General features: G+C 68.5%; 16 protein-coding genes. 4 read left to right on the plus strand and 12 right to left on the minus strand.

Going from position 1 to position 23,600, the window contains the following annotated elements; genetic code table 11:
• Window positions 1-11 precede the first annotated feature (11 nt).
• The 7 genes from AC1RB9_RS08265 to AC1RB9_RS08295 are packed head-to-tail and all read right to left on the minus strand — an operon-like array spanning window position 12 to window position 13,141.
• The gene (locus tag AC1RB9_RS08265) at window positions 12-1,004 is read right to left on the minus strand and encodes a beta-ketoacyl-ACP synthase III (RefSeq protein WP_003091712.1); all 993 of its coding nucleotides are present in this window, start codon (window positions 1,002-1,004) and stop codon (window positions 12-14) included.
• A gap of 3 nt (window positions 1,005-1,007) precedes the next feature.
• Window positions 1,008-1,433, minus strand: a complete 426-nt coding sequence (locus tag AC1RB9_RS08270) for a nuclear transport factor 2 family protein (RefSeq protein ID WP_003091711.1) — start codon at window positions 1,431-1,433, stop codon at window positions 1,008-1,010.
• Entirely contained in the window at window positions 1,430-2,686 is a 1,257-nt protein-coding gene (locus tag AC1RB9_RS08275) for a cytochrome P450 family protein (protein WP_003106199.1), read from the minus strand. Before AC1RB9_RS08275 ends, AC1RB9_RS08270 begins: the two co-directional genes overlap by 4 nt.
• The gene (locus AC1RB9_RS08280; RefSeq protein ID WP_003106196.1) at window positions 2,679-3,593 is read right to left on the minus strand and encodes an SDR family NAD(P)-dependent oxidoreductase; all 915 of its coding nucleotides are present in this window, start codon (window positions 3,591-3,593) and stop codon (window positions 2,679-2,681) included. Before AC1RB9_RS08280 ends, AC1RB9_RS08275 begins: the two co-directional genes overlap by 8 nt.
• A 1-nt stretch (window position 3,594) precedes the next feature.
• Entirely contained in the window at window positions 3,595-4,923 is a 1,329-nt protein-coding gene (locus tag AC1RB9_RS08285; RefSeq protein WP_073657680.1) for a condensation domain-containing protein, read from the minus strand.
• Complete coding sequence (locus tag AC1RB9_RS08290) at window positions 4,920-6,086, minus strand: FAD-dependent oxidoreductase (RefSeq protein WP_003091709.1); 1,167 nt, start codon at window positions 6,084-6,086, stop codon at window positions 4,920-4,922. Before AC1RB9_RS08290 ends, AC1RB9_RS08285 begins: the two co-directional genes overlap by 4 nt.
• On the minus strand, window positions 6,083-13,141 hold the full coding sequence (locus AC1RB9_RS08295) for an amino acid adenylation domain-containing protein (protein ID WP_003452942.1): 7,059 nt from the start codon (window positions 13,139-13,141) through the stop codon (window positions 6,083-6,085). Before AC1RB9_RS08295 ends, AC1RB9_RS08290 begins: the two co-directional genes overlap by 4 nt.
• Before the next feature lie 481 nt (window positions 13,142-13,622).
• On the opposite strand from AC1RB9_RS08295, the gene AC1RB9_RS08300 reads away from it, so the two are divergent.
• Window positions 13,623-14,228: an ATP-dependent Clp protease proteolytic subunit gene (locus AC1RB9_RS08300; protein WP_003091706.1), complete on the plus strand. Its 606-nt coding sequence runs from the start codon at window positions 13,623-13,625 to the stop codon at window positions 14,226-14,228.
• A 335-nt stretch (window positions 14,229-14,563) separates the two neighbouring features.
• Here AC1RB9_RS08300 and AC1RB9_RS08305 read toward each other — a convergent pair whose 3' ends face one another.
• The 3 genes from AC1RB9_RS08305 to AC1RB9_RS08315 are packed head-to-tail and all read right to left on the minus strand — an operon-like array spanning window position 14,564 to window position 18,111.
• Window positions 14,564-15,451 carry a metal-dependent hydrolase gene (locus AC1RB9_RS08305; RefSeq protein WP_003113144.1) on the minus strand — a complete coding sequence of 296 codons (888 nt, stop codon included), beginning with the start codon at window positions 15,449-15,451 and terminating at the stop codon, window positions 14,564-14,566.
• A 9-nt stretch (window positions 15,452-15,460) separates the two neighbouring features.
• Window positions 15,461-17,239, minus strand: a complete 1,779-nt coding sequence (locus tag AC1RB9_RS08310; protein WP_003452938.1) for an SDR family oxidoreductase — start codon at window positions 17,237-17,239, stop codon at window positions 15,461-15,463.
• A complete protein-coding gene (locus AC1RB9_RS08315) occupies window positions 17,236-18,111 on the minus strand; it encodes a M24 family metallopeptidase (RefSeq protein ID WP_003143425.1) in 876 nt (291 codons plus the stop codon). Before AC1RB9_RS08315 ends, AC1RB9_RS08310 begins: the two co-directional genes overlap by 4 nt.
• A 311-nt stretch (window positions 18,112-18,422) precedes the next feature.
• On the opposite strand from AC1RB9_RS08315, the gene AC1RB9_RS08320 reads away from it, so the two are divergent.
• Window positions 18,423-19,235: a MerR family transcriptional regulator gene (locus tag AC1RB9_RS08320; RefSeq protein WP_003452933.1), complete on the plus strand. Its 813-nt coding sequence runs from the start codon at window positions 18,423-18,425 to the stop codon at window positions 19,233-19,235.
• A gap of 7 nt (window positions 19,236-19,242) precedes the next feature.
• Here the strand turns inward: AC1RB9_RS08320 and AC1RB9_RS08325 are convergent, their stop codons facing one another.
• Window positions 19,243-20,157: a LysR family transcriptional regulator gene (locus tag AC1RB9_RS08325; protein WP_003113148.1), complete on the minus strand. Its 915-nt coding sequence runs from the start codon at window positions 20,155-20,157 to the stop codon at window positions 19,243-19,245.
• Between the two features lie 88 nt (window positions 20,158-20,245).
• Here AC1RB9_RS08325 and AC1RB9_RS08330 point away from each other — a divergent pair, with 88 nt between their 5' ends.
• Window positions 20,246-20,701, plus strand: coding sequence for a DMT family transporter (locus AC1RB9_RS08330; protein WP_003091697.1), 456 nt, complete (start codon window positions 20,246-20,248; stop codon window positions 20,699-20,701).
• 230 nt (window positions 20,702-20,931) lie between these two features.
• The gene (locus tag AC1RB9_RS08335; RefSeq protein ID WP_003117582.1) at window positions 20,932-23,010 is read left to right on the plus strand and encodes a phosphocholine-specific phospholipase C; all 2,079 of its coding nucleotides are present in this window, start codon (window positions 20,932-20,934) and stop codon (window positions 23,008-23,010) included.
• A 57-nt stretch (window positions 23,011-23,067) separates the two neighbouring features.
• Here the strand turns inward: AC1RB9_RS08335 and AC1RB9_RS08340 are convergent, their stop codons facing one another.
• On the minus strand, window positions 23,068-23,568 hold the full coding sequence (locus tag AC1RB9_RS08340) for a hypothetical protein (RefSeq protein WP_003113150.1): 501 nt from the start codon (window positions 23,566-23,568) through the stop codon (window positions 23,068-23,070).
• Between the last annotated feature and the right edge of the window lie 32 nt (window positions 23,569-23,600).

Genomic DNA, 23,600 nt, shown 5'->3' on the forward strand with positions numbered 1-23,600 from the left:
TTCTTCCCTCTTCAGTCCATTGTCGGAACGATCTTCGGCCAGCGCAGGGCGACCGAACCCCAGGTCAGTCCGGCACCGAAACCGGTGAGGACCATGTTGCCGCCGTCGCGCAGGATGCCTTGGCGCAGGCCGTGGGCCAGGGCCAGGGGAATCGAGGCGGCGACGGTATTGCCCACCTCGGCGATGTTGCTCACCACTCGCTCGACGGGAAGGTCGAGCTGGTCGGCGACCGCCGCGAGAATGCGTGTGTTGGCCTGGTGCGGGACCAGGTGATGGAGGTCCGAAGCTTGCCAGCCGACCCGGTCGAGCACCCGCCGCACCGAGTCGCTCATCTGCGTCACCGCCTGGCCGAACACTGCCTTGCCGTCCATCCGGAAGTAGTTGGAGGCCTGTCCGGAACTGCGTTCGGCGCGACTGACGGCGGGGGTCATCAGCAGGTCGAACTGGTGGCCGTCGCTGCCGAGGTCGAAGGCCAGCAGCGCGCCTTCTTCCTCGGCATCGCCGGCACGCAGCACCACCGCTCCGGCGCCGTCGCCGAACAGTGCGCGGGTCGAGCGATCGGCGGGGTCGAGGGTATGGCTGAAAGTGTCCACCCCGACCAGCAGCGCGCTGTCCGCCAGCCCGGCGCTGATCAGCGAGCCGACGCTGGCCAGGCCGTAGACGAAGCCGGTGCAGGCGGCGGACAGGTCGAACGCGAGCGCGCCGACCAACCCCAGGCGCGCCGCGACCCTGGGCGCGGTGGCCGGGCAGCAGAAGTCGCCGGTGCTGGTTGCCAGCACCACCGCATCGACTCGCTCCAGCCCCGCCGAGGCGAGCGCGGCGGAGGCCGCCCGCAGGGCCAGGTCGCCGCTGCCGAGGTCGCCGGCGATATGCCGCTGGCGCACGCCGGTGCGGCTGCTGATCCAGGCGTCGGAAGTGTCCAGCTCGGCGGCGAGCATGTCGTTGCTGAGCACGGCCTCGGGCAGGTAGCTGCCCAGGCCGCAGACCACGGCGGCGCGCGGCATGGCTCAGGCTCCCTGGACGATCTTGGCGGCGGCCTCGACCCCGCCCAGGGCCTCGAGGTGCCGCAGCGGATTCCAGAAGTCGCGGTAGAGCAGGATCTGTCCGTCGCGGGTGCGCAGCACCGAGATGTAGTCCTGCGCCAGCTTGCCGCCGGAAACGGTGGCCACGCCGTCGCCATGGAATTCGCCGATGGCCAGGTCGGGGTCGGCGGTCTCGTAGAACTGCACGTCGGTGAAGCGCACGGTCAGGTGCTCGGGAAACAGGCGCATGTGCGCCCAGATGGTTTCGCGGCCCTCGAAGCGGGTCTTCCAGCCCGGCGGGGCGTAGGGGAATTCGAGTACGCCTTCCGGATGGAACAGGTCGCACCAGCCACGGGCATCGCCGTTTTCCAGGAGGCGCAGGCTGTGGACAAGAATTTCCTTGGCATTCATTGGGCGATCCTCTCGATCGGGTTGGCGTGGGAGGCGGTGTTCGCCGGGGCGCTGCATCCGGTGCGCACCGGCACGCTGATCAGGGCGCGGAGGAAGGTGATCGGCAGCCACTGCAGCTCCGCGTGGGGCACCGCCAACTGGAGGTCGGGGAAGCGCGCGAGCAGGCGCTGGATGGCGATCCGCCCCTCCAGCCGGGCCAGCGAGGCGCCGACGCAGTAGTGCACGCCGAAGCCGTAGCCGAGATGGCCATCGGTGTTGCGGGTGAGGTCGAGGCGGTCGGGATCGTCGAAGCGCTCGGCATCGTGGTTGGCGGTCAGGTTGGAGACCAGGATGTATTCGCCGGCGGGAATGGTGACCCCGTCCAGTTCCACGTCTTCCACGGTGAAGCGCAACATCGAGGCGCGCACCGGACTGTCGTGGCGGACCAGTTCTTCCATGGCGTTGGGCAGGAGTTCCGGCTGCGCCCGCAGCAACGCCAGTTGCTCCGGGTTGACCAGCAGGGTGACCAGCGCGTTGCCGATCATGTTCATGGTGGTCTCGAAGCCGCTCATCATCAGCAGGTGGGCCATGGAGACGAGTTCCGCTTCGCTCAACTGGCCGCTCTCGTCGGCGGCCTGCACCAGCCCGCTGTAGACGTCGTCGGCCGGCTGCCGGCGCTTGGCCTCGAGCAGCACGCGCAGGTAGTCGACCTGCGCATCGGCCAGGGCCTGGGCCTCCTCCGGCGACAGCAGTTCCGCCTGGCGCTCCCAGGACTGGCGGGCGTGTTCGCGCTCGGCCTCGGGAATGCCCAGCAGCTCGAAGATCACCGCGATGGTCAGCGGGATCGCGAAGTCGGCCATCAGGTCGGCCTGTTCGCGGCCGGCCATGGCGTCCAGCAATGCCTCGGTGATCCGTTCTATATGCGGTTGCAGGCGCTCCACCTGGCGCGGGGTGAACGCGCGGCCAACCAGCGAGCGCAGGCGGGTATGGTCCGGAGGGTCGAGGTTGAGCATGTGGTGGCTGAGTCCCTCGCCGATCCCCGCGCGCGGGCTGCCGGTACGCTTCGCGTAGAGTTCGGCGGCCTGCCGGGCGTCGCGGCGGACGCCCGGATGGTTGAGGACCTTGCGCGCGTCGCGGTAGCGCGTCACCACCCACACCGGATGCTCGGCGGCGCGATGCGCGGGACGCGGCGCGCCGTCCACCTGCAGGCCGTCGTAGAGCGCGTGCAGTGGCGAGATCAGTTCCTCGCCCAGTCTCAGTTTGCGATCAGGCACGTTGCTCCTCCTTCGCCGCCGGGGCGGCGGTGACGATGGGGCGGAACATCCCGTCGATCACGCTATCGGGCAGCAGCCGCGCCAGCAGGGTACCGCGGCGCACGTCGGCGCCGACCCGGTAGCGGGTCCGCGGCTTGGCCGCGGTGAGCGCGGCATGCACCGCGGCGGCGACATCGGCGGGCTTGGTCGCGCTGTTGCGCGCGCCGTCCTCGTTGGCCTGGAGGAAGCGCAGGTAGGTATCGCGATAGAGGTCGGCGACGGCGTCGGGGGCGTCGGCCAGGGCGCGCTCGCCCTCGCTGGCGATCTTGCCCCAGATCGGCGTCCAGATCGCCCCGGGGCTGACCACCGAGACCTGGATGCCCATGGGTGCCAGCTCGCGGCGCAGGGCGTCGCTCACTCCCTCCTTGGCGAACTGCGCGGCGGAGTAGGCGCCCAGGTAGGGAATGGCGACCGAGCCGAGGCCCGAGGTGACGTTCACCAGGCGCGCCGCGCCGCCACGGCGCAGCAGCGGCAGGATCGCCCGGGTCACCGCGAGCTGGCCGATCAGGTTGACTTCCAGCTGGCGCCGCAGCAGGTCGCTGGAGACGCATTCCAGCGGCGCGGAAATGCAGATCCCGGCGTTGTTCACCAGGCCCCAGAGCCCGGTATCGCCGACTTTCTCCGCCACCTGCGCGGCGGCCCGGCCAATGGATTCCTCGTCGGTGACATCGATCAGCAGCGTGCTGATCCGGCCGGACGGGCAGGCGTTCGCCAGGCGCTCGCCATCCTCCTGGCGGCGCACCCCGGCGATCACCTGGAAACCCTGTTCGGCCAGGTGCAGCGCGGTTTCCCGGCCGAGGCCGCTGGAGGCGCCGGTGATCAGTACGTGGCGGCCCTGGGGCGAGAGAGGTTTGCTGGTGAATAACATGTCATTGCTCCTCGAGGGCGGATCGTTGGGGGGCGTGGATCGCCGACAGCAGGGTGCCCAGGCAATCTTCGGCCAGGCGTTCGGCGCGTTCGCCGGGGACCGCTTCGTCGATATAGGTGAAGTTCCAGAACAGCCGGCCATGGCTGGAGTTGATGGCGGCCACGAAGTAGCCGTTCACCGAGATGCCGGTGAGGAACTGCGCGTCGGAGAGGCGCAAGGCGCCGATCCGCTCGGGGAACGGATAGCGACCGATGTTGGAGGAGCACAGGTTGATCGGCCCTTCGGCTTCCATGAAGGCCATGAATGGCCGCGCGTCGGCCATGCAGCGCGGCGCAGCGCTGGCGACCAGGGTGACCAGGTTGAAATGATGGCCCTGGCGACGGCGTTCGCCGAGGTCGTCGGTGAGCGCGCGGGCGACCTCCCAGAACGGCCGGGCGATGTCCAGCACCACCGGTACCGTGGCGACGTAGGTGCCTACTTCGTCGGGGCGCACCGGCGGCTCCAGTTCGTCGCGGAAGTCGATCGGCGAGCCGATGGCGATGTGGCTAGGGCGGCGCTGGTGGTCGTGGCCGGCGGCGATGGCCAGCGCCGCGGTCAGCGCGCCGTGTACCGTGGTGCCGTGTTCGCGGGCGCGTCGTTGCAGCTGTTCCAGCTGCGCGCCGTCCAGCTCCCGGTGGAGCAGGCGGGTACGCCGCGCTTCCAGCGGCACCGGGTTGCTCGGCTCGATCCGGCCCGGGCGGTGGCGGCCGACCAGCGCTTCGTCCTGGGCGGTCTGCTCGGCCAGGCGCGCCGCGCCTTCGTCGCCGGTGAAGCGGCGCGGACGCAGATCCTCCGCCGGCGGCAGGGCGCTGGCGGTCCAGGGTTGCGCGGCGGGGTCGGCGGCCAGGGTCAGCCATTGTTCGGCGAGGGTCAGCACGGTAGTGCCGTCGGCGATGATGTGCGGTACCACGACCAGCAGGTCGTGGGCGCCGGCGTCGGTGGCGATCGCCACGGTACGGATCAGTGGCCCGCTGTCCGGATCGATGCGTTCCGGCAATTCGCGCTCGTTGATTTCCCGCAGCCATTGCTCCTCGCCGCCGCCGCACACCTCGCGCAGCGGGATGGGCCGCTCGCAGGGCACCCAGCGCGGATCGAGCCCGGCATCGTGCTCGATCCGCGCGCGCAGCAGCGGATGCCGCGCCTGCAGCGCGTCGAGGCCGCGGCGCAGGTCGTCGATGGACAACCGGCCATGGACCCGCACCCGGGAAATCACGTTCAGCGCGGAGAACTGGTCGCTGAGCCAGTACCAGCGTTCCACCGCGGACAGCGGGCGTCGTATCTCGGCCATCATTCGACTCCTGGGAAGGTCAGTGCCAGTTCGTTCTGCCGGGCGAAGGTTCGCTCCGGAGCGAAGCGGAAGTAGAGATCGCGGGCGACGGTGCGCAGCGGATGCTCCAACTGCTCGATGCGGCTCAGCGCCCGCGAGGTCTCGACCATCGCCCTGGCGCGGTCGCGACGGCGGTTCTCGTAGGCGCGCAGGGCGGCTTGCGGGTCGTCGATGGTGGCCAGGCAGTGGGCCAGCACCGCGGCGTCTTCGATGGCGATGGCGGCGCCCTGGCCGAGGCTGGTCAGCATCGGATGCGCGGCATCGCCGAGCAGGGTCACCGGGCCGTCGCCCCAGCGCTCCAGGAACGGTCGGTCCTGGGCCGGCAGGCTGCTGATGTCGGCCTCCGGGGTCGCCTCGATGACCGCCTGCACTTCGTCGGCCCAGCCGGCGTAGAGGCGCTGGATGCCCGCCTTGCCGCCGCGCCAGTCCTTCGCCTGTTCGGCCGGCATGTTGCGGGTGCCCCACCAATAGACGTTGCCTTCGCCGATGTCGGCGAGACCGAAGCGCTGCCCACGGCCCCAGTAATGGGCGACGTAGCCCGGCGTCACCTTCGGATGGCGGAACGCCGGCGTGGCGCGCCAGATCACGTAGTGCCAGTCGGTGGGACGCTCCGGGCCGGTCATGGTGGCGCGGATCGCCGAGTTGAAGCCGTCGGCGCCGATCAGCACGTCGGCGTGCACTTCGCGGCCGTCGCTGCAGAGTACGGTGACGCCTTCGCCGTCGGCGTGGCGCAGGTAGCCGGTGGCGCTCACGCCCAGTTCGATGCGGCAGTCGCGGGCCTGTTCCAGCAGCGCCTGCTGCAGGCTCGCGCGGTGGATCGCCAGGCTCGGCTGGCCGAGCTGACGGGCCAGGCCGCCGAAGTCGATGGCGCGGATCGGTCGCCCGCGCCGGGTGAGGAACCGCAGCGAGTCGAAGGCCTGGGCGCGGGTAAGGTCAGGGCGCACGCCGACCCTCTCCAGGGCGGTCAGCGCGTTGGGCATCAGCGACAGCGCCGAGCCGACCGCGCGCAGCTCCCTGGCCCGCTCGTAGAGTTCGACCTCGAAGCCGGCGGCCTTCAGGCAGGCGGCCGCGGCGAGCCCGCCGATGCCGGCGCCGGCGATGACGATCTTCAGGGGGTGTCTGCTCATGGGCGGGTCCGTTCGCTGGAGGTGGAGGGTTCGAGCAACGCGGCGATCTCTGCCGCGACCGTCTCGACATAGGGTTCTTTCATCAGCACCAGGTGGTCGCCGGGGACGTCGATCACATCGAGGCGGCCACTGGTCCAGTGCTGCCAGCCGTTCTTCGGGTCGCCGTAGTGGGTGCCGGCGGCGTCGTGCATCGGCTTCAGCGCCAGCGGCAGCGGGCCGTCCGCGCGCAGCAGGGTCATGTCCTGGTCGCTGACTTCCGGGCGATAGCCGATGAGTGCCTGCCAGCTCGCCCGGAACAGCTCGTAGAGCCGCTGCACGGTGGCGCGCGGGGTGCCGGCGGGAAGTACGCCGGCCTCGATGGCGCGTTCGACGATGTGGTCGAGTTTCTGCTCCAGGCTCGCGCCTTCAGGCAGCGGCTCGACCTCCTCGTCGCTGCGCTCGAACCAGACCAGTTCCCAGTAGAAGAACAGCAGCAGGGCTTCGTCGCTGGCGCTGCCGGCGTGGTTGCGGTCGACGGTGATGGAGTCGAGCACGATCAGTTGGGCGACCGCCTGCGGGTCGAGCGCGCGCAGTTGCCGGGCCATCTCGTAGGCGACGAAGCCGCCGAACGACCAGCCGCCGAGGTAATAGGGGCCTTCCGGCTGCACCCGGCGGATCGCCGCGAGGTAACTGGCGGCGATGTCCTCGAGGACCGCCAGCGGCGTACTGCCCTGGCCGGTGCCGGCCGCCTGCAGGGCATATACCGGCTGGTCCGGCGGCAGTGCGCGGACCAGCGGCAGGTAGCAGAGCACGTGGCCGCCGAGCGGGTGGACGAGGAACAGTGGCGGGCGGCTGCCGCCGGCACGGATCGGTACCAGCGGGTCGAAGGCGCGCACCGCCGAGCGTTCCCGCAGGCGTTCGGCCAGGCCCTCCACGGTCGGCGTCTCGATCAGCGCGGCCATCGGCAAGTCGACGCCATAGCGCTTCTCGATCAGCAGCATGAAGCGCATCGCGCTGAGCGAGGTGCCGCCGAGGTCGAAGAAGCTGTCGCGGATGCCTACCCGGGGACGATCCAGCAACTCGCCGAGGAGTCCGGCCAGGGTGCGCTCGTAGTCGTCGCGCGGGGCCAGGTACTCGATGTTCGTCCCGTGCTCCAGCGGCAGTGCGCGCAGGGCGGCGTCGTCGCGCTTGCCGCTGGGGGTGAGGGCGAAGCCGTCGACCCAGGCGAAGTGTGCCGGCACCATGTGTTCCGGCAGTTCGCTGCGCAGTGCCTGCTTCAGTTCGGCGAGATCCACCGCCTCGGGCTCGCCGAGCAGGAAGGCAGCGAGGAATGCATCGTTGCCCTGGCGCTCGCGAGCCACCACCGCCGCGCCGCGCAGGCCCGGCTGGCGCTCGGCCTGGCGCATGATCGCCAGCTCGACCTCGGCCGGCTCGATGCGGAAGCCGCGGACCTTGACCTGGGTATCGGCGCGGCCGAGCCAGACGATCTCGCCGTTGCCGAGGATGCGCCCGAGGTCGCCGGTGCGGTAGAGCCTGGCGCCGGGGCGCCAGGGATGTTCGACGAAGCGCTCGGCGGTGAGTTCGGGGGCGCGGTGGTAGCCGCGCGCGAGGCAGTCGCCGCCGAAGTACAGCTCGCCGGTAACGCCGACCGGTACCGGGCGCAGCGCGGCGTCGAGCACCTGCACCTCGACCCCGTCCAGCGGCCGGCCGATCGGCGGCAGGTCCGGGTAGTGCGCCGGATCGCCGCTCAGCGAGTGGTAGGTGACCTGGTGCGTCTCGGTGGGACCGTACTGGTTCTCCAGCAGCAGCCCGGGCATCGCCGCGCAGAACGCGCGGACGTCTTCGGTGATGCGCAACTGCTCGCCGGAGGACACCACCACGCGCAGGGCGCCGGGGCGTACGCCCAGGGTGTTGGAGGCCTCGGCGAGGCGTTGCAGGGCGACGAAGGGCAACAGCACGCGCTGGACCTGGCGGCGTTCGAGGACATGCAGCAGCGCGGAGGGGTCCATCCGCTCGCGGTTGGAGATGAGTTGCAGCTCGCCGCCGCCGCACAGCGTGGAGAAGATCTCCTGGAAGGCCATGTCGAAGCTCAGCGGCGCGAACTGCAGGGTGCGCAGCCCCGGTACGCCGCTGGCGACGCGCAATTGCCACTGGGTGTAGTTGGCCCACATCCGATGGCTAAGCTCGACGCCCTTCGGCCGCCCGGTGGAACCGGAGGTGAACAGCAGCATGGCCAGCTCGTCGAGCTGCGGCGCGGCGAAGGTCTCGGGCTCGATGTCGGCGACCAGTTCCTCTACCGGCAGCACCCGTTCCGCCGCGGCGACATGGGCGTGCTCGGGATGCGCGACCACCCGGAACGGCTGTGCTGTCTCCAGGATCAGCGCCAGGCGCTGCGCGGGATAGCTGACGTCCAGCGGCACGCAGACCAGGCCGGCGCGCAGGATGCCCCAGATCGTCGCGATCATCTCCGGCGAACGGTTCAGCGCCACTCCGATCGCATCGCCGCGGCGCGCGCCGGCGCGGACCAGGCGGGTGGCCACGCAGCGCGCCACATGGTCGAGGTCGCGATAGGTCCAGCGTTGCTCCTCGAAGGCCAGCGCGGCGCTGCCCGGCAGCGCCTCGACCTGGCGTTCGAACAGGCTGACGACGTCGACCAGCGGCTCGGGCTGGGAAGCGGCGTCGCGGCGAGGGGCGAGGAAGGCGAAGTCGGCGGCTTCGTCGGGATGCTCGGCGAGGCGCCACAGGAGCTCGACGAAGGTCGCGCCGATCAGCGCGGCCTGGCTGCGGCTGATACCGCGGCCGTCGCTGTCGATGCGCAGGTACATGCCGTCGCTGGGCGTGGCGATCACGTTGACCAGCAGGGCGAAGTTGGTTTCTTCCCAGACGTGGAAGTCGCGCAGTTGCCACAGCGGTTCGAGGACATGCAGGTTGACGTAGTTGAAGGCGCTGCTCAGTTCGTCGCCGACGATCTGCTGGATGGCGCTGAGCGGATAGCGGCGATGGGCGTGTCCGTCGCGCTCCTGGCGGAACAGCGCATCGGCTACCTCGATCCAGCTATGCCCGGCAATCTCCGAGCGGACCGGCACGGTATTCAGGAACAGGCCGACCATGCGGTCGGCGTCGGGCAGTTCGGGGCGGCCGTTGCTGATCGCGCCGGTGACCACGCTGTCGCTGCGGGAGAACAGATGCAGGGTCAGGCAATGGGCGGCGAGCAGCAGCGATTTCAACGGCAGTCCGCGTTGCGCCGCAGTGGCCTTGAGTCGTTCGAGCAGCCCGTCCGGCAGCGCTTCGCGATGGCTGGCCGGACCTTGCGCGGCTTGCGGCTCGTGGGCGCCGAAGCCGTCGAGGCGGGTCATCCTCGCGCCCTCCAGCAGCCCGGTCCAGTACCCCACGGCGGCCGGCGAAGCCAGCGCGGCCAGCTCCTCGCGGACATGGCAGGCCAGCGCCGGCGCGGGGCCCGGCAGCGGCTCGCCACGGTAGGCGGCGACCAGCGCGACGATCAGGTTGGCCACGCTCCAGCCGTCGAGGATCGCATGGTGGAAGCTGAACACCAGGTCCAGGCCGTCCTCGCGGACGAACGCGGCGAACAGGAACAGCCCGGGCTGTTGCAGCGAATAGCGATGGAAGCGGCGTTGGCGGATGTGCTCGTCGAGCACCGTCCCGGCCTCCGGGTTGCCGCGCAGGTCCAGGATCAGCGGTTCGCTGCGCGCCTGGGTATGCACCAGTTGCAGCGGTTCGGATGCACCGCTGAGGTCGAACGACGAACGCAGCGCGGGATAGGCGGCGACCACCCGGTCCAGCGCGTGGCGGAACGCGGCTTCGTCCCAGGCCAGGTCGAAGCGGTAGTGGAACACGTCGTGGTAGACCGACGAGTCGGGGCGCTGGCGGCTATGGAAGAGCAGGCCGAGACTCAGCCGGCTGGTCGGGAAGGCGTCCTCCAGCCCTTCCAGGCGCGGCTTGTCGACTTCGGAAACCAGTTCGAAGGGCTGGTAGCTTCGCTCCGCGAGCGGACGCACCAGGCGCTCGGCGAGGCCCGCCACCGTCGGGTTGCGCATCAGGTCGGCGAGTTCGAAGCCCAGGCCGCGCCGCTGTGCGGCGGCGCGGATGCGCAGCATCAGGATCGAGTCGCCGCCGAGGGCGTAGAAGTCGTCGTGCACGCCGACCTCCGCCACGCCGAGGACATCGGCCCACACCGCCGCCAGTTCGGCCTCGGTCGCCGTGCGCGGCGCAACCGCCGCCACCTGTTCCGGCGGTGCCGGCAGTTGCCGGCGGTCGAGCTTGCCGTTGGCGCTGAGCGGGAGGCTGTCGATGCGCACGAAGAAGGCTGGCAGCATGAAGTCCGGCAGCGTCGCCGAAAGTCCGGCGCGCAATTGACCGGGGTCGAGTTCCGCCGCAGCCACGTAGTAGCCGACCAGGTGCGTGCCGCGTACCGCCGAATCGCGTGCCACGACCGCGGCGTCGCGTACGCCGGGAAGCGCGGCGAGGCGGTCGCGTACTTCGTCGGGTTCGACCCGGTTGCCGCGGATCTTCACCTGGTCGTCGGCGCGGCCGAGGTATTCGAGGTTGCCGTCGGCCAGCCAGCGGGCCAGGTCGCCGGTACGGTAGAGACGGCCGCCGGCGACGAAGGGGTCGGCGAGGAAGCGCTCGGCGTTCAGCTCCGGCCGGTTCAGGTAGCCGCGGGCGACGCCGACGCCTCCTATATATAGCTCGCCGACGGCGCCGAGGGGCTGCGGCCTGAGCGCGCGGTCGAGGACGTACAGGCGCAGGTTGTCGATCGGCCGGCCGATCGGGACCCGCGTGGGGTTGTCGCTGGCGCATTCATGGTCGGACACGTCGACGGTGGCCTCGGTCGGTCCGTACAGGTTGACCAGTCGCACGGCGTCGCCGAACAGCCGGCGGAAGCGCGCGACCTGCAACGGCGCGAGGGCTTCGCCGCTGCAGAACACCAGGCGCAGCGAGCTTGCCGCCGCGCGGGCGGTCGGGTCGCCGTCGAGCAGGTCGAGGAACGGCGTCAGCATCGACGGCACGAAGTGGATGACCGTGACCGCGTCGCGCTGGATGCTCCGCAGCATTTCCCGCGGGTCCTTCTCGGCGCCGGGCGGCAACAGCGACAGGCGGGCGCCGGTGAAGCTCCACCAGAACAGCTCCCAGACGGATACGTCGAACGTCACCGGAGTCTTTTGCAGAAGCACGTCGCGTTCGCCGATCGGATAACGACGCTGCATCCAGTTCAGGCGGTTGACCACCGAGCGGTGCTCGACCATGACGCCCTTGGGCATGCCGGTCGAACCGGAGGTATAGATGACATAGGCCAGGTCGCCGGGCGCCACGTTGGCCGCCGGCAGGTCGCCGGTGCTCTGCGGCAGGCGTTCGAGGTGCAGCACGCGCGTCTCGCCGAGGCTCTCGCCGAGTGTCGCTGCGCGCTCGTCCACCAGCACCACGCGGGCACCGCAGTCTTCCAACAGCAGGCGGACGCGCTCCAGGGGATGGTCGGGATTGATCGGCACATAGGCGCCGCCGGCGCGCTGCACGCCAAGGATCGCCGGCAGCAGGTGGGGACCGCGGGCGACCAGTAGCGCTACCCGCTCGTCGGTCCTCACACCCGCTGCGCGCAGGGCGTCGGCCACGGCCTGGACCTTGGCGTCCAGCTCGGCATAGCTGAGCGTGCCGCCGTCGGCTTCCAGCAGCGCGGTGCGTTGCGGGGTGCGCGCCACCTGCTCGGCGAACAGCGTGGGCAGGGTAGCCTGCTCGGGGAATGCCTGGTCGGTGGCGTTGCGGGTGTGGATCAGTTCCTCGCGCTCGGCGGCCGACAGCGGATCGAGTTCGCCGAGGCGGCGCTCGCCGCCCTCCACCAGGGCGCGCAGGAAGGTTTCGATATGCCGCGCCGCGGCGTCCATGGGGAAGTCGGCGTCGAACACATCGCAGGCGTATTCGAAATCCACCTGCGCGTCGCTGTGCCCGTCGAACTCGGAGACCCAGATGGCCAGCGCGTCCGGGTCATGGGCGTGGGTTTGCGCCACGGTCTCGACGCTGGCGTTCGGGATCGCCTGGGCGGCGGGCCAGCGCATGTAGGAAAGGGTGGTGTCGAACAGTGGCGAGGCGCCGCGCAACAGGTCGCCGAGGGGCATCTTCTGGTGGCGCAGCAGCGTCCGGGTCGCCTCGCGCAACTGCGCCAGGAATTCGTCGACGGTCTGTTCCGGCGCGGTGCGGATGCGTAGCGGCAGGGTATTGGCGAAGTGCCCGACCACTTGCTTGGCCGCGCGGTCGGCGCGGTTCAACACCGGTACGCCGAGGACCACGTCGTCGTTCTGGTGGATCCGCGCCAGGTACAGCGCCACGGCGGCGGAGAGGAACAGGAAGGGCGATTCGCCACGATCGCGGATCGCATCGAGCAGTGTGCGTTCCAGCGTCAGCCTGTGGCGCGCGGTGCGGCGCAGCCCGGCCGGGCGCCTGCGGGTGAAGAGGGCCGGCTCCAGGCCCTCCAGGGCCTCGGCGAAATAGGCGCGGTCGCCGCGGTACTGTTCCGAACCGGAGTAGTCGTCGGTCTCGAGCTGCGCCAGGAGGGAAGCCGTCGGCATCTGCGCCTGTGGCTCGCCTAGCTCGCCCAGGTAGCCGGCGCGCACCCGGCTGAGGAATAGCTGCAGGCCCCAGGCGTCGCTGACGATATGGTGGGTGCGCACGTAGACGTAGAGCGCCTGGTCGCTATGCAGCAGGGCCAGGTCCACCAGGCTGCGGCCGTCCAGCGGGTAGGCGTGGCGGAAGGCGTCGCGCAGCCAGGATCGCACGGCGGCCTCGGGGTCGCGGTCGGCGCGCAGGTCGACGTGGCGCGCCTCGAACTCGGCATCCGCGTCCAGCCACTGGTACGGCGTACCGTCCGTCTCGCCGAGGCGCAGGCGGAACGCCTCGGTGTCTCGCGCCGCCTGCAGCAGCGCCCGTTCCAGGGCCTGGGTATCAACCTCGCCAGTGAAGCGGTCGTAGCTGAAGATGGTGTACTGGTCGAGTTCCGGAAACTGCGCGGCGGCGACCCAGATGTCCCGTTGGTAGGGCGATAGCGGCAAGCGAGCGAAACGAACCATCCCTGCGTCCTCTTCAACAATCCATCGATTCGGTGAACACGGGCACCGCACGCCTCGCCGGACAGGTTCCACCCGTCGACGTTTCAGCGCGCCGTAGCCAGCGTGGTTGGCAGGGAAGCGGCGGCACCCGAAGCAAGAGCGGGGTGTACTATTACTTTTGGCAGGCTCGAAGAAATAGCTGTTAATTCTTGCAGGGTAATCGCGTTGTTAACTGTTAATTCTGGTAGGTATTTACGAGGCAACTTACAAATCTGTTAGGTTCCGGGAAACGTGCGTCGCGGCCCTGCATGGCTATGCTTCACGAGATTACCTTCGCCGGTCTTTTCGAAGTTGAAGCAAGCCTTTCGAAAGTGTCTGGCTGATGCATAATGGGCCGCTCGGAAGAGGCGCATTAACGGATATATATCCGCGCCCTGGCGAACAACGAACGCATGCCCTGAAAGGTTTGCCGGATGGATTACCAACAGTTCCAGGAGGTTGCATGAAAACCGATGACAAGGACCGCGAAGGCGGCGACTCCCACGGCGCCATCGGCGCCAAGCTGATGGAGTACGCGCTCAAGGTCAGGAAGGTGTTCGTCACCGGCGGGGTCGACGAGAAGATGGCCAAGGACGTCGTCCAGCAGCTGCACATCCTCGCCTCGATCAGCGACGATCCGATCTACATGTTCGTCAATTCCCCGGGTGGCCACGTCGAATCCGGCGACATGATCTTCGACGCGATCCGCTTCATCACACCGAAGGTCATCATGATCGGTTCCGGCAGCGTTGCCAGCGCCGGCGCGCTGATCTATGCCGCGGCGGACAAGGAAAACCGCTATTCGCTGCCCAATACCCGCTTCCTCCTGCACCAGCCGTCGGGCGGCATCCAGGGGCCGGCGAGCAACATCGAGATCTACCGCCGCGAGATCGTGCGGATGAAGGAACGCCTCGACCGGATCTTCGCCGAAGCCACCGGGCAGACGCCGGAAAAGATCAGCGCCGACACCGAGCGCGACTTCTGGCTGAACGCGGAGGAGGCCGTGCAGTACGGCCTGGTCAATAAGATCATCGTTTCGGAACGGGAGATCACGCTGCCTGGCCAGTGAGTTTCCGCAGGCCGGATAAATACGAAGGCGGGCGCGAAGAGCGTATTTCCCGATTCTCTTCTCGCTCGCTTTTCTTTCTTTAATTTCCGATCGATAGGGTAACTTTTCTTACTTTTATTTTGCTTGCTTTCAAAATGCCATCAGCAAGAATGGCAGGCTTTTGCAAAGTCTCACGTCGCGCGCCCGTTATTTTCAATCATTCTATCGAGCGACATTTTTCAGGCTTACGGAAATTACCTTCCGTCTGCCGGCCTCTCGCCCTGACGTAACAATGGACAAGCGCCGGGAAAGTTCCAGCTTCCGCGGCGCTTGCCGGTATTTCCAGTGAATTGTTTTCAGGCGTTCGCCGCGCGCCGGGCCGCCGGCGAGTTGGCCAGGTATTCCAGGGCTTCCTGGGTATTCGCCTCGTGCTCGGGGTGGTACCAGGGATTGAAGTAACGGGCGACGTCGCGGAAGGTGCGCGCGAGGTTCGGCAGCAGGCCCTGCTTGCCGAGCCGCCACCAGGTTCGTAGGAATCCCTGGCGCTTGGCGCCGCGCAGGCTCGGGTCCTGGTCGAGGAGGGTGCGGGTGCCGTCGGCGAGCAGGTAGACCAGTATCGCGATGACCAACAGCATGGTCAGTTGCCGGGTGACGAAGCTGCCGCCCAGATGCACGTGCAGGTCGTGGGCGACGCTGCGGTGCTCTACTTCCTCGGCGCCGTGCCAGCGCAGCAGGTCGAGCATCACCGGGTCGCTGCCGCGGCGATCCAGCTCCCGGGCCTCCAGCACCCACTTGCCTAGCACGCAGGTGAAATGCTCCACCGCGGCGATGATCGCGCAGCGCTGGCGCAGCCACCAGCCGTCGAGGGCGCGGGTCAGGCGGTTCTGCCCCAGCGGGTAGTCGCAGAGCAGGCGTTCGAAAAGGAAATCCATCTTGTCGGTGAACGGCTTGGAGTCGATGTCGAACCTGCTCAGGTAGCGCTGGATCGCGCCGTCGTGGGCCCGCGAATGCATCGCTTCCTGGCGGATGAAACCCTGCACGTCGTCGCGCAGGCGGGCGTCGCTAACCAGCGGCAGGGCCTTGTTGTAGAGGCGGCAGAACCACAGTTCGCCGGAAGGCAGGAGCATGTGCAGGACGTTCATCACCTGGGACGCTTCCGCTTCGCCGGGAACCCAGTGCAGGGGGGTATCGCTGAAGTCGAAGCGGACCTTGCGCTGGACCAGCTTGTGGTGGAATTCGCTCATGGCAGGCTCTCAGGAAGTCAGGTCGAAGCGCGCGAGAAACCGCGTGGCCCAGGGCGCGAAGCGCCATTGCAGGGCGCCGAGGTGCACCTCGCTGCCCACCGAGACCACCGCCTTGTTGCGCTCCACGGCGCGCACCAGCTTTTCCCCGACGGTGTCCGGGCTGAGCCGGCGTCGCTTGTAGAAGCGCTGGATCTTCGCCTGGCGCCGCGCCTGGCGTTCGGCGTCCATGCCGACGAAGCGGGTGGCCTGGACAATGCCGGTATCGACGAAGCCCGGGCACACCGCGGTGACTCCGATCGAACGTCCGGCCAGTTCCGCCCGCAGGCATTCGCTGAGCATCAGTACCGCGGCCTTGCTGGTGGCGTAGGCGGGGTAGTTGCGCGACGGCGCGAAGGCCACGCCGGAGGCGACATTGACCAGGTGCCCCGGCTTGTTCGCCGCGATCATCTGCCGGCCGAACAGGCGGCAGCCGTCGATCACGCTCCACAGGTTGACCCGCAGCAGGCGCTCCCATTCCGCGGGCGAGGTGTCGAGCATCGGTCCGGCCATGCCGATGCCGGCATTGCTGACTACCACATCCGGGACTCCGAGGGTGTCGCGCACCCACTCGGCGAAGGTCTCCATGGCCTGGGTATCGCCGACGTCGACCTGGTAGACATGGGCCGTGGCGCCAAGGGCGCGGGCCAGTTCGGCGCTGCGTTCGGCGGCTTCCAGGTCGAGATCGGCGGCGAGCAGGCTGGCGCCGCGCTCGGCGAAGCTGAGCAGGGTCGAACGGCCGATGCCGCCGCCGGCGCCGGTGACCACCACCAGCTTGCCGCTCATCGAGCGCGCGTCGGGCCGGACCTGGGCGCGTTGCAGGGCCGGCGGCGACTCGCCGGTTTCCTGGGCGTCGATGAACTCGCCGAGCCAGCCGGCCAGTTGCTCCGGCTCGGCCAGCAGTTGCCAATGGCCGACGCTCGCCTCGCGCCGCCACAGGCGTGGCGCCCACAGGCTGAGGTGCTGGAACAGCTGGGCGCCGACGTAACGGTCGCGGGTCGGTACGATCAGTTGCACCGGCACTTCGGTGTGGCGCTTGCGCGGACGGAACAGGCTGCGGATGAAGTTGCCGCGGTACAGCTTGACCCCGTGCCGGCCGTCGCTGGCCTGGGTCGGGTTGACCTGCGGATGGCGGACTCCTTCGGCGTGCTTCAGGAACTGCGGCCAGAGCCGGACCAGGCCGGCGCTCCAGAGCAGCTCGGGTACGACGGGGGTATGGAAGAAGGCGATGTACCAGGAGTGGAGCAACTGGCCGAATACCGCTTTCAGGGCCTTCGGACTGCGCTGCCTGAGGTGTTCGCGCATCCAGAAACCGACATGGTCCAGGCAGGGCCCGGAGATCGAGGTATAGGACGCGATCAGCGGTCGGCACTGCGGATCGGTGACGCTTTCCCAGGTCTGGATCGAGCCCCAGTCATGGGCCAGCAGGTGTACCGGGCGGTCCGGGCTGGTGGCGCGGATCACCGCCTGCAGGTCTTCGCTGAGCCGCTGCAGGTGGTAGTCGCGGCTCCAGCGTGGCTTGTCCGAAGCGCCGGCGCCACGCACGTCGTAGGCGACGATGCGGTAGCGCCCGGCCAGTTGGCGGATCAGCGGCAGCCAGGTCTCGTGGTTGTCCGGGTAGCCATGCACCATCAGCAGCGTCGGCTTGCCGTTGTCCGGCGCGCCCCAGCAATGAACCGCCAGGCGCACGTCGCCGGATTGCACGAACAGGCGTTCCGGCTGCAGGTCGGGGAGGGCGAGGAGCGCGTTCATGCGGCCTCCCGTGCTTGCGGCAGCAGGCCGCGCGCCTGCCAGCGGCGGACGTGCGGCAGGTCGTCGTCGAGCCAGTAGGCGTCGTCTTCGGTGACCACCAGCAGTTCTTCGAACTTGGCGCCCACCCCGCGTAGCCCCAGGTGCGGTTCCACCGCCCAGAGACCGGGCGTCGGCGGGTGCTCGGAGCGCTTGCCGCTGGACCACAGCGGCGACCAGCCTTCGCGCTTGCCGGTGACCAGCGCGTTGCGCGTCAGGGTGTACAGGTTGCGCACGCCGAAGCGCGCCACCGAGGGACCGCGGCGGTTGCCGAGCTTTTCCACGCGATGGGCGAGCACTTCGAAGGGATAGGCCTTGTGCCGTGGCAGGGTGCCCTGGATCACGCAGAGCCGGTCGACCGCCTGGCTGATTTCGGCCAGGGGGCGCCGTTCGCGGACCAGGTCAAGGATGGTGCGTCGGTGTATCAGCAGGTCGTCCATCAGCCGCTCCTGCAACAGGTTGTGGCCTAGTGCGCCGGAGTAGCCGACATCGGCGGTATAGGCGCCGAGGGTCGGCGCGCAGTCGAGGATGAACGGCATGCCTTCCTCCAGGCGCTGCTTGCCGGGGTAGAAGGCCAGGTTGAAGCCACCGAGATGACGCAGGCCGTCGAAGCCCTTGAACGAGGTGCGGCTGCCGAACCAGGCGAAGGGCTGGTGGAACCAGTCGTCGACGCCATGATCCTGCAGCCAGGTCTTCATCAGCGCCGCGGCTTCCCTCTCGCTGATGCCGGCGCGCAGTTCGCCGTGGATGGTTTCGCAGCAGGTATAGGCCAGTCGCTGGACCTGGCGGAAGTGATCGAGATCGTCGGGAGTGGGTACCCAGGCGCCTTGGGACATGGCTCTCTCCAGGCTGGCTTGTCGTTATTGTGACATTGATTGATGTCATGGTTGATGCTGGCCCATAAGCAGGCGTTGCGCCAGCCCTGGGAAGTCTCTTCACGCCGGTGTTACGGCACTTGCTACCGGCGCCGGAAGGCCCGGGGCAGAAGGCTCGGGACGTTTCCCCCGGGTTTTGGCGGTGGTGCCGGAGAAGCGGCTGACCGACGAGTCCAGTCTTTGGTTGGCGCCCGCGCATCCGGACGCCGGCAAAGAGCGTTGCGCCCCCGGAGGTTGTGGCCGTTCGGCGGGCCTCGTTATGATCCGCCTCCATGAGCACACCCCTGACCCTTCTGCAGCGCCTGCTGCAACGTGGCGAGCAGCCGTCCGCCGAGGATGCCCGCGAATACAGCGTCGACGAACTGGCTCGCGCGGCCGGCAGCAGCGTGCGCAACGTACGCGCCTACCAGGACCGCGGCCTGCTGCCGCCGCCGGAGCGGCGCGGCCGGGTCGGCGTGTATTTCGACAGTCATCTCAAGCGCCTGCGGCTGATCAGCCAGTTGCTCGAGCGCGGCTATTCCAGCGCCAACATCAAGGAACTGCTGGAAGCCTGGGAACAGGGCCGCGACCTCGACCATGTGCTCGGCCTGGACCAGGCGATCATCGGCGAGTGGAACCTGGAGACGCCCGGCAGCATCGGCTTCGACGAACTCCAGGCGATCTTCGGCGACGAACTGAACGACCGGGTGATCGACAAGGCCCAGGCGCTGGGCCTGCTGCTGTTCGACGGCGAGCGCATGAAGATCCCCAGTCCACGGCTGTTCCAGGCCGGGCTGGAACTGTACCGCAGCGGCATCCCGCTGGAGGCGCTGCTCGATCAACTCGGCGAGTTGCGCAGCGACACCGAGCATCTGGCGGCGGGGATCGTCCGCCTGATCGTCACCCACCTGGTGGACGACCGCGGCACCGACCTGCTGCCCGGGGCGCCGGACCTGCAGGAGCTGGCCAAGGTGTTCCTGCGCCTGCGCCCGCTGGCGGAACACGTGGTCCAGGTGGAACTGGCGCGCGGCCTCAAGCTGTCGGCCAACGAAATGCTCGGCGAGCGTGTCGGCGAGATGCTGCGCAAGCTGGAAAAGCCTTCCTGACTCTTCTTCAGATCTTCCGCGCCGCCGCCTGGATCTGTTCCCGCAGCCAGGCGCCGGCCGCTTCGCGCTCGGCGTCGCCGCGCCAGATCTGCACATAGTCGAAGCGCGGGATCGCCAGCGGCGGCTCGCAGAGCGCCAGTTCCTCGGGTAGCCGCAACCTTTCGAGGGTGCGTTCGGCGATGGTCAGTACCAGGTCGGTGCCGGCCAGCAGCGCCGGGGCCACGGTGAAGTGCGGCAGGGTCAGCGCCACCTGCCGGCGCAGGCCGCGTTTTTCCAGGGCGCTGTCGACTTCCTCGGCCGGGTTGTCCTGTAGCGAGACGCGCACGTGGCGGGCCGCCAGGTAGCGGTCGAGGGACAGGCCGTCGGGGCGGTCGAACAGGCTGCGCCGACAGACGCAGACGAAACGCTCCTCGAACAGGCGCCTGGCGCGCACGCCCTCCGGAAGCAGGGGGAATACCCCCAGCGCGCAGTCCAGCTGTCCTTCGGCGACCTGCCGGGCGGTTTCCAGGCGCGGTTCCTGGACTATCCCGAAGCTCACCCCGGGCGCCAGCGCCTGTTGCTGGCGCAGCAGCGCCGGCAGCACCACCCAGGCGCCGTAGTCGGACATGCCCAGGCGGAAGTGGCGTCGGCTGCGCACCGGTTCGAAGGTCGGCCCGCCGATCACCCCGCGTACCTGGTCGAGGCTGGCCTGGAGCTTCGGCGCCAGCTCCAGCGCCAGGCTGGTCAACTGCATGCGGCTTTTCACCCGCACCAGCAGTGGATCGCCGAACAGTTCGCGGAGACGCCCGAGGGCGTGGCTGACCGCCGGCTGCGACATGGCCAGGCGCTGCGCCGCGCGGGACACGTGGCGCTCGCTGAGGAGCGCGTCGAGCACCACCAGCAGGTTGAGGTCGATACGGCGTAGGTCATGAATCTGCTGCATGGAAGGTGTACCAACTATCGATTTCCATTCGCGAAGTGGATAGCAAAAACTCTGCTCCAGAGGCAAGCGCCGGAGGAGGAGAATCAGCATGCCCAATTATCTGATGGTACTGATGGCAGTTTCGGTGGGCGGCATGGTGGTGCTGCAGGCCGGCAGCAACGCCTTGCTCGGGCGCCTGCTCGGCCATCCGCTGAGCGCCAGCCTGACTTCGCTGGGCGTCAGCCTCGGGGTGGTCAGCCTGGGCCTGCTGCTGGTGCGGGTGCCGCTGCCGGCTACCGCCAGCCTCGGCGGCGCGCCCTGGTGGAGCTGGCTCGGCGGGCTGTTCGGCGCGGCCTACCTGACGGTGGCGATCCTGGTCGCGCCGCGCCTGGGTGCCGCCACTTTCATCGCGTGCGTGGTGGCCGGGCAGATGCTGGTCTCGGCGCTCTGCGACCAGTTCGGCTGGGCCGGTTTCCCGGTGCGCCGGTTGTCCTGGGAGGGCTATCTCGGCCTGGCGCTGGTGGTGGCGGGGGTATTGCTCCTGCAATGGCGGGGAAGAGCGTGAGGAGAGTGCCGGCGAAGGCTGTCAAGTGGAATCTGGCCTAGACCAAAATCTTGATCTCAAATTGTGATGAAGTTGGCATGAATAGTTGTTGCAAAGCGTGTTGAAACCAAAGCGTCTTTTTCCCTCACTAGCGTCGTCGGGGTTCGAACAGCTTGCTGCCGAGTGAGCCTGCGGGCGTCATGGATGCGCTCGGCAGCCCTGTGCCACACCCTGACCTGGTGAGTCCCCCGATGATTTCGAAAAGCAGAAGAAGCTTCATCCGCCTGGCCGCCGGTACGGTCGGCGCCACCGTCGCCACCAGCATGCTGCCGTCGAGCATCCAGGCGGCCCTGGCGATTCCCGCGCACCGCCGGCATGGCAACCTCAAGGACGTCGAGCACGTGGTGATCCTGATGCAGGAGAACCGCTCCTTCGACCACTATTTCGGCACCCTCAAGGGCGTCCGCGGCTTCGGCGACCGCATGGCGATCCCGCTGCCCGATGGCCAGCGGGTCTGGCACCAGAAGGGCAGCAAGGGCGAGATCCTGCCCTACCACTTCGACACCAGCACCACCAGCGCCCAGCGCGTCGACGGCACCCCGCACACCTGGCCGGACGCCCAGCAGGCCTGGAACGAAGGGCGCATGGACAAGTGGCTGCCGGCCAAGACCGAGCGTTCCCTGGGCTACTACAAGGAGCAGGACATCGCCTTCCAGTTCGCGATGGCCAACGCCTTCACCATCTGCGACGCCTATCACTGCTCGTTCCAGGGCGGCACCAACCCCAACCGGCTGTTCCTCTGGACCGGCACCAACGACCCGCTCGGCCAGCACGGTGGTCCGGTAACCACCAACGACCACGACAGCAACGGCCCGGTGGAGCAGGGCTACACCTGGACCACCTATCCCGAGCGCCTGCAGGCTGCCGGCATCACCTGGCGGGTCTACCAGGACATGGCCGACAACTTCTCCGACAACCCGCTGATCGGCTTCCGCCAGTACCGCGCCGCGGCGCCTGACTCGCCGCTGATCGTCAACGGCCTGAGCACCTGGAAGCTCGATGCGCTGAAGCGCGACGTGCTGGCCAACAGCCTGCCGCAGGTGTCCTGGATCGTCGCCCCGGCCAAGTACTCCGAACACCCCGGCCCGTCCAGCCCGATCTGGGGGGCCGAGTACACTTCCTGGGTACTCGACGCGCTGACCGCCAACCCGGAGGTCTGGAGCAAGACCGCGCTGCTGGTGATGTTCGACGAGAACGACGGCTTCTTCGACCACGTCGCCCCGCCGGCCGCGCCGAGCCTGAACAAGGACGGCACGCTGCGCGGCAAGACCACCGCCGACGCCACCCTCGAATGGCACACCAAGGGCGATATCCGTTATCGCAACCAGCCCTACGGCCTCGGCCCGCGGGTGCCGATGTACGTGATCTCGCCGTGGAGCAAGGGCGGCTGGGTCAACTCCCAGGTGTTCGACCACACCTCGGTGATCCGCTTCCTGGAGCAGCGCTTCGGGGTCATGGAGCCGAATATCAGTCCCTGGCGTCGTGCCGTCTGCGGCGACCTGACCTCGGCGTTCAACTTCGCCAACCCGAACAACGAGCCGTTCCCCGAACTGCCCGACACCAGCCAGGCCGACGCCATCGTCGCCAGCCAGATCAAGCTGCCGAAGCCGAAGCCGCCGGCGGTGGCCGCCATGCCCAAGCAGGAAATGGGCATCCGTCCGGCCCGCGCCTTGCCCTACGAGCTGGGCGTGCATGCGCGCTACCGCAGCGGCGGAGATGCGCTGAGCCTGACCTTCGCCAACACCGGCAAGGCCGGCGCGGTGTTCCAGGTGTTCGACCTGCTCGACAGCGAGAGCCCGCCGAAACGCTACACCGTCGGCGCGCGCAAGCGCCTGCACGACAGCTTCCAGGGCGACGCCAGCGGCGACTACCACCTGGAAGTGCACGGTCCGAACGGTTTCCTCCGGGTCTTTCGCGGCAACCTGCGGCGCGACCTGGCGGAGCGCAAGGCGCCGCTGCCGGAAGTGCGGATCGACTACGAGCCGCTGTTCGGCAACCTGCGCGTGCAACTGATCAACCGTGGCCGCCATCCGGTCAAGCTGACGGTCAAGGACAACGTCTATCGCCAGGGCGAGCGGCGTACCGTCAACGTGCCGCCGGGACAGCGCCGGGAAGTCCGCTATTCGCTGCGCAGCAGCGGCAACTGGTACGACTTCAGCGTCAGCGCGCAGGGGGCGGACAGCTTCCTGCGGCGTTTCAGCGGTCGCATGGAAGATGGTCGCTCCGGCTTCAGCGACCCGGGCATGGGCCTGGGCACGCTGACCTTCTGACCCGGACGGCCGCGCCGGCTCCCTGCAATGGGGCGGCCGGCGCGGACGGCCTGCGCCCTAGTCGAGGGGAACCGGGTAGAGGGTATTGAGGATCCACTTGCCGTCCTTCAGGACGAAACCGTACGAAATCTCCTTGGCCATGTACGTATCCCAGCGCGTGCAGGCGCCCTGGCCGTCGGCCTGCTTGCAGGAGTAGGCATCGATCTTGCCCATGTGCAGCTTCTCCAGGGAAACCACCTGGAACTTGCTGTTGCCGCTGCAGGCCACCGGATTGTCGATGTATCCGTACTGGCGCCAGGCCGCGTCGTAGTTGCCTCTCGACTTGAACAGGGTCTTGTCTTTCTGCGACGAGCCGGACGGCGGCGTCATCCCGTAGATGTGCTGGGTCACGTGGCCGCCCATCGAGGTATTGCGCGTGGCGTCGGCGCTTTGCTGCACGCTGGTGATGTCGCGGCAGGCGGCGGCGTTGGCCGAGGAGGCCAGCAGCAGAAGGGCGGAGAAACCCAGGCCGGCGACGCACTGGCGTGCGTCGGGGCGGGGCAGTGAAAAGCGGTTCATCGGCGGCTCCTGTGAGATGGATTGCTTATGAA

It is taken from the genome of Pseudomonas sp. 20-5, from assembly GCF_056782835.1.

Bases quoted from the DNA above. Each gene is read 5' to 3' on its own strand.
- AC1RB9_RS08265 (WP_003091712.1), bottom strand. From the start codon at position 1,004: ATGCCGCGCGCCGCCGTGGTCTGCGGCCTGGGCAGCTACCTGCCCGAG.
- AC1RB9_RS08270 (WP_003091711.1), bottom strand. From the start codon at position 1,433: ATGAATGCCAAGGAAATTCTTGTCCACAGCCTGCGCCTCCTGGAAAAC.
- AC1RB9_RS08280 (WP_003106196.1), bottom strand. From the start codon at position 3,593: ATGTTATTCACCAGCAAACCTCTCTCGCCCCAGGGCCGCCACGTACTG.
- AC1RB9_RS08285 (WP_073657680.1), bottom strand. From the start codon at position 4,923: ATGATGGCCGAGATACGACGCCCGCTGTCCGCGGTGGAACGCTGGTAC.
- AC1RB9_RS08290 (WP_003091709.1), bottom strand. From the start codon at position 6,086: ATGAGCAGACACCCCCTGAAGATCGTCATCGCCGGCGCCGGCATCGGC.
- AC1RB9_RS08295 (WP_003452942.1), bottom strand. From the start codon at position 13,141: ATGGTTCGTTTCGCTCGCTTGCCGCTATCGCCCTACCAACGGGACATC.
- AC1RB9_RS08300 (WP_003091706.1), top strand. From the start codon at position 13,623: ATGAAAACCGATGACAAGGACCGCGAAGGCGGCGACTCCCACGGCGCC.
- AC1RB9_RS08305 (WP_003113144.1), bottom strand. From the start codon at position 15,451: ATGAGCGAATTCCACCACAAGCTGGTCCAGCGCAAGGTCCGCTTCGAC.
- AC1RB9_RS08310 (WP_003452938.1), bottom strand. From the start codon at position 17,239: ATGAACGCGCTCCTCGCCCTCCCCGACCTGCAGCCGGAACGCCTGTTC.
- AC1RB9_RS08315 (WP_003143425.1), bottom strand. From the start codon at position 18,111: ATGTCCCAAGGCGCCTGGGTACCCACTCCCGACGATCTCGATCACTTC.
- AC1RB9_RS08320 (WP_003452933.1), top strand. From the start codon at position 18,423: ATGAGCACACCCCTGACCCTTCTGCAGCGCCTGCTGCAACGTGGCGAG.
- AC1RB9_RS08325 (WP_003113148.1), bottom strand. From the start codon at position 20,157: ATGCAGCAGATTCATGACCTACGCCGTATCGACCTCAACCTGCTGGTG.
- AC1RB9_RS08330 (WP_003091697.1), top strand. From the start codon at position 20,246: ATGCCCAATTATCTGATGGTACTGATGGCAGTTTCGGTGGGCGGCATG.
- AC1RB9_RS08335 (WP_003117582.1), top strand. From the start codon at position 20,932: ATGATTTCGAAAAGCAGAAGAAGCTTCATCCGCCTGGCCGCCGGTACG.
- AC1RB9_RS08340 (WP_003113150.1), bottom strand. From the start codon at position 23,568: ATGAACCGCTTTTCACTGCCCCGCCCCGACGCACGCCAGTGCGTCGCC.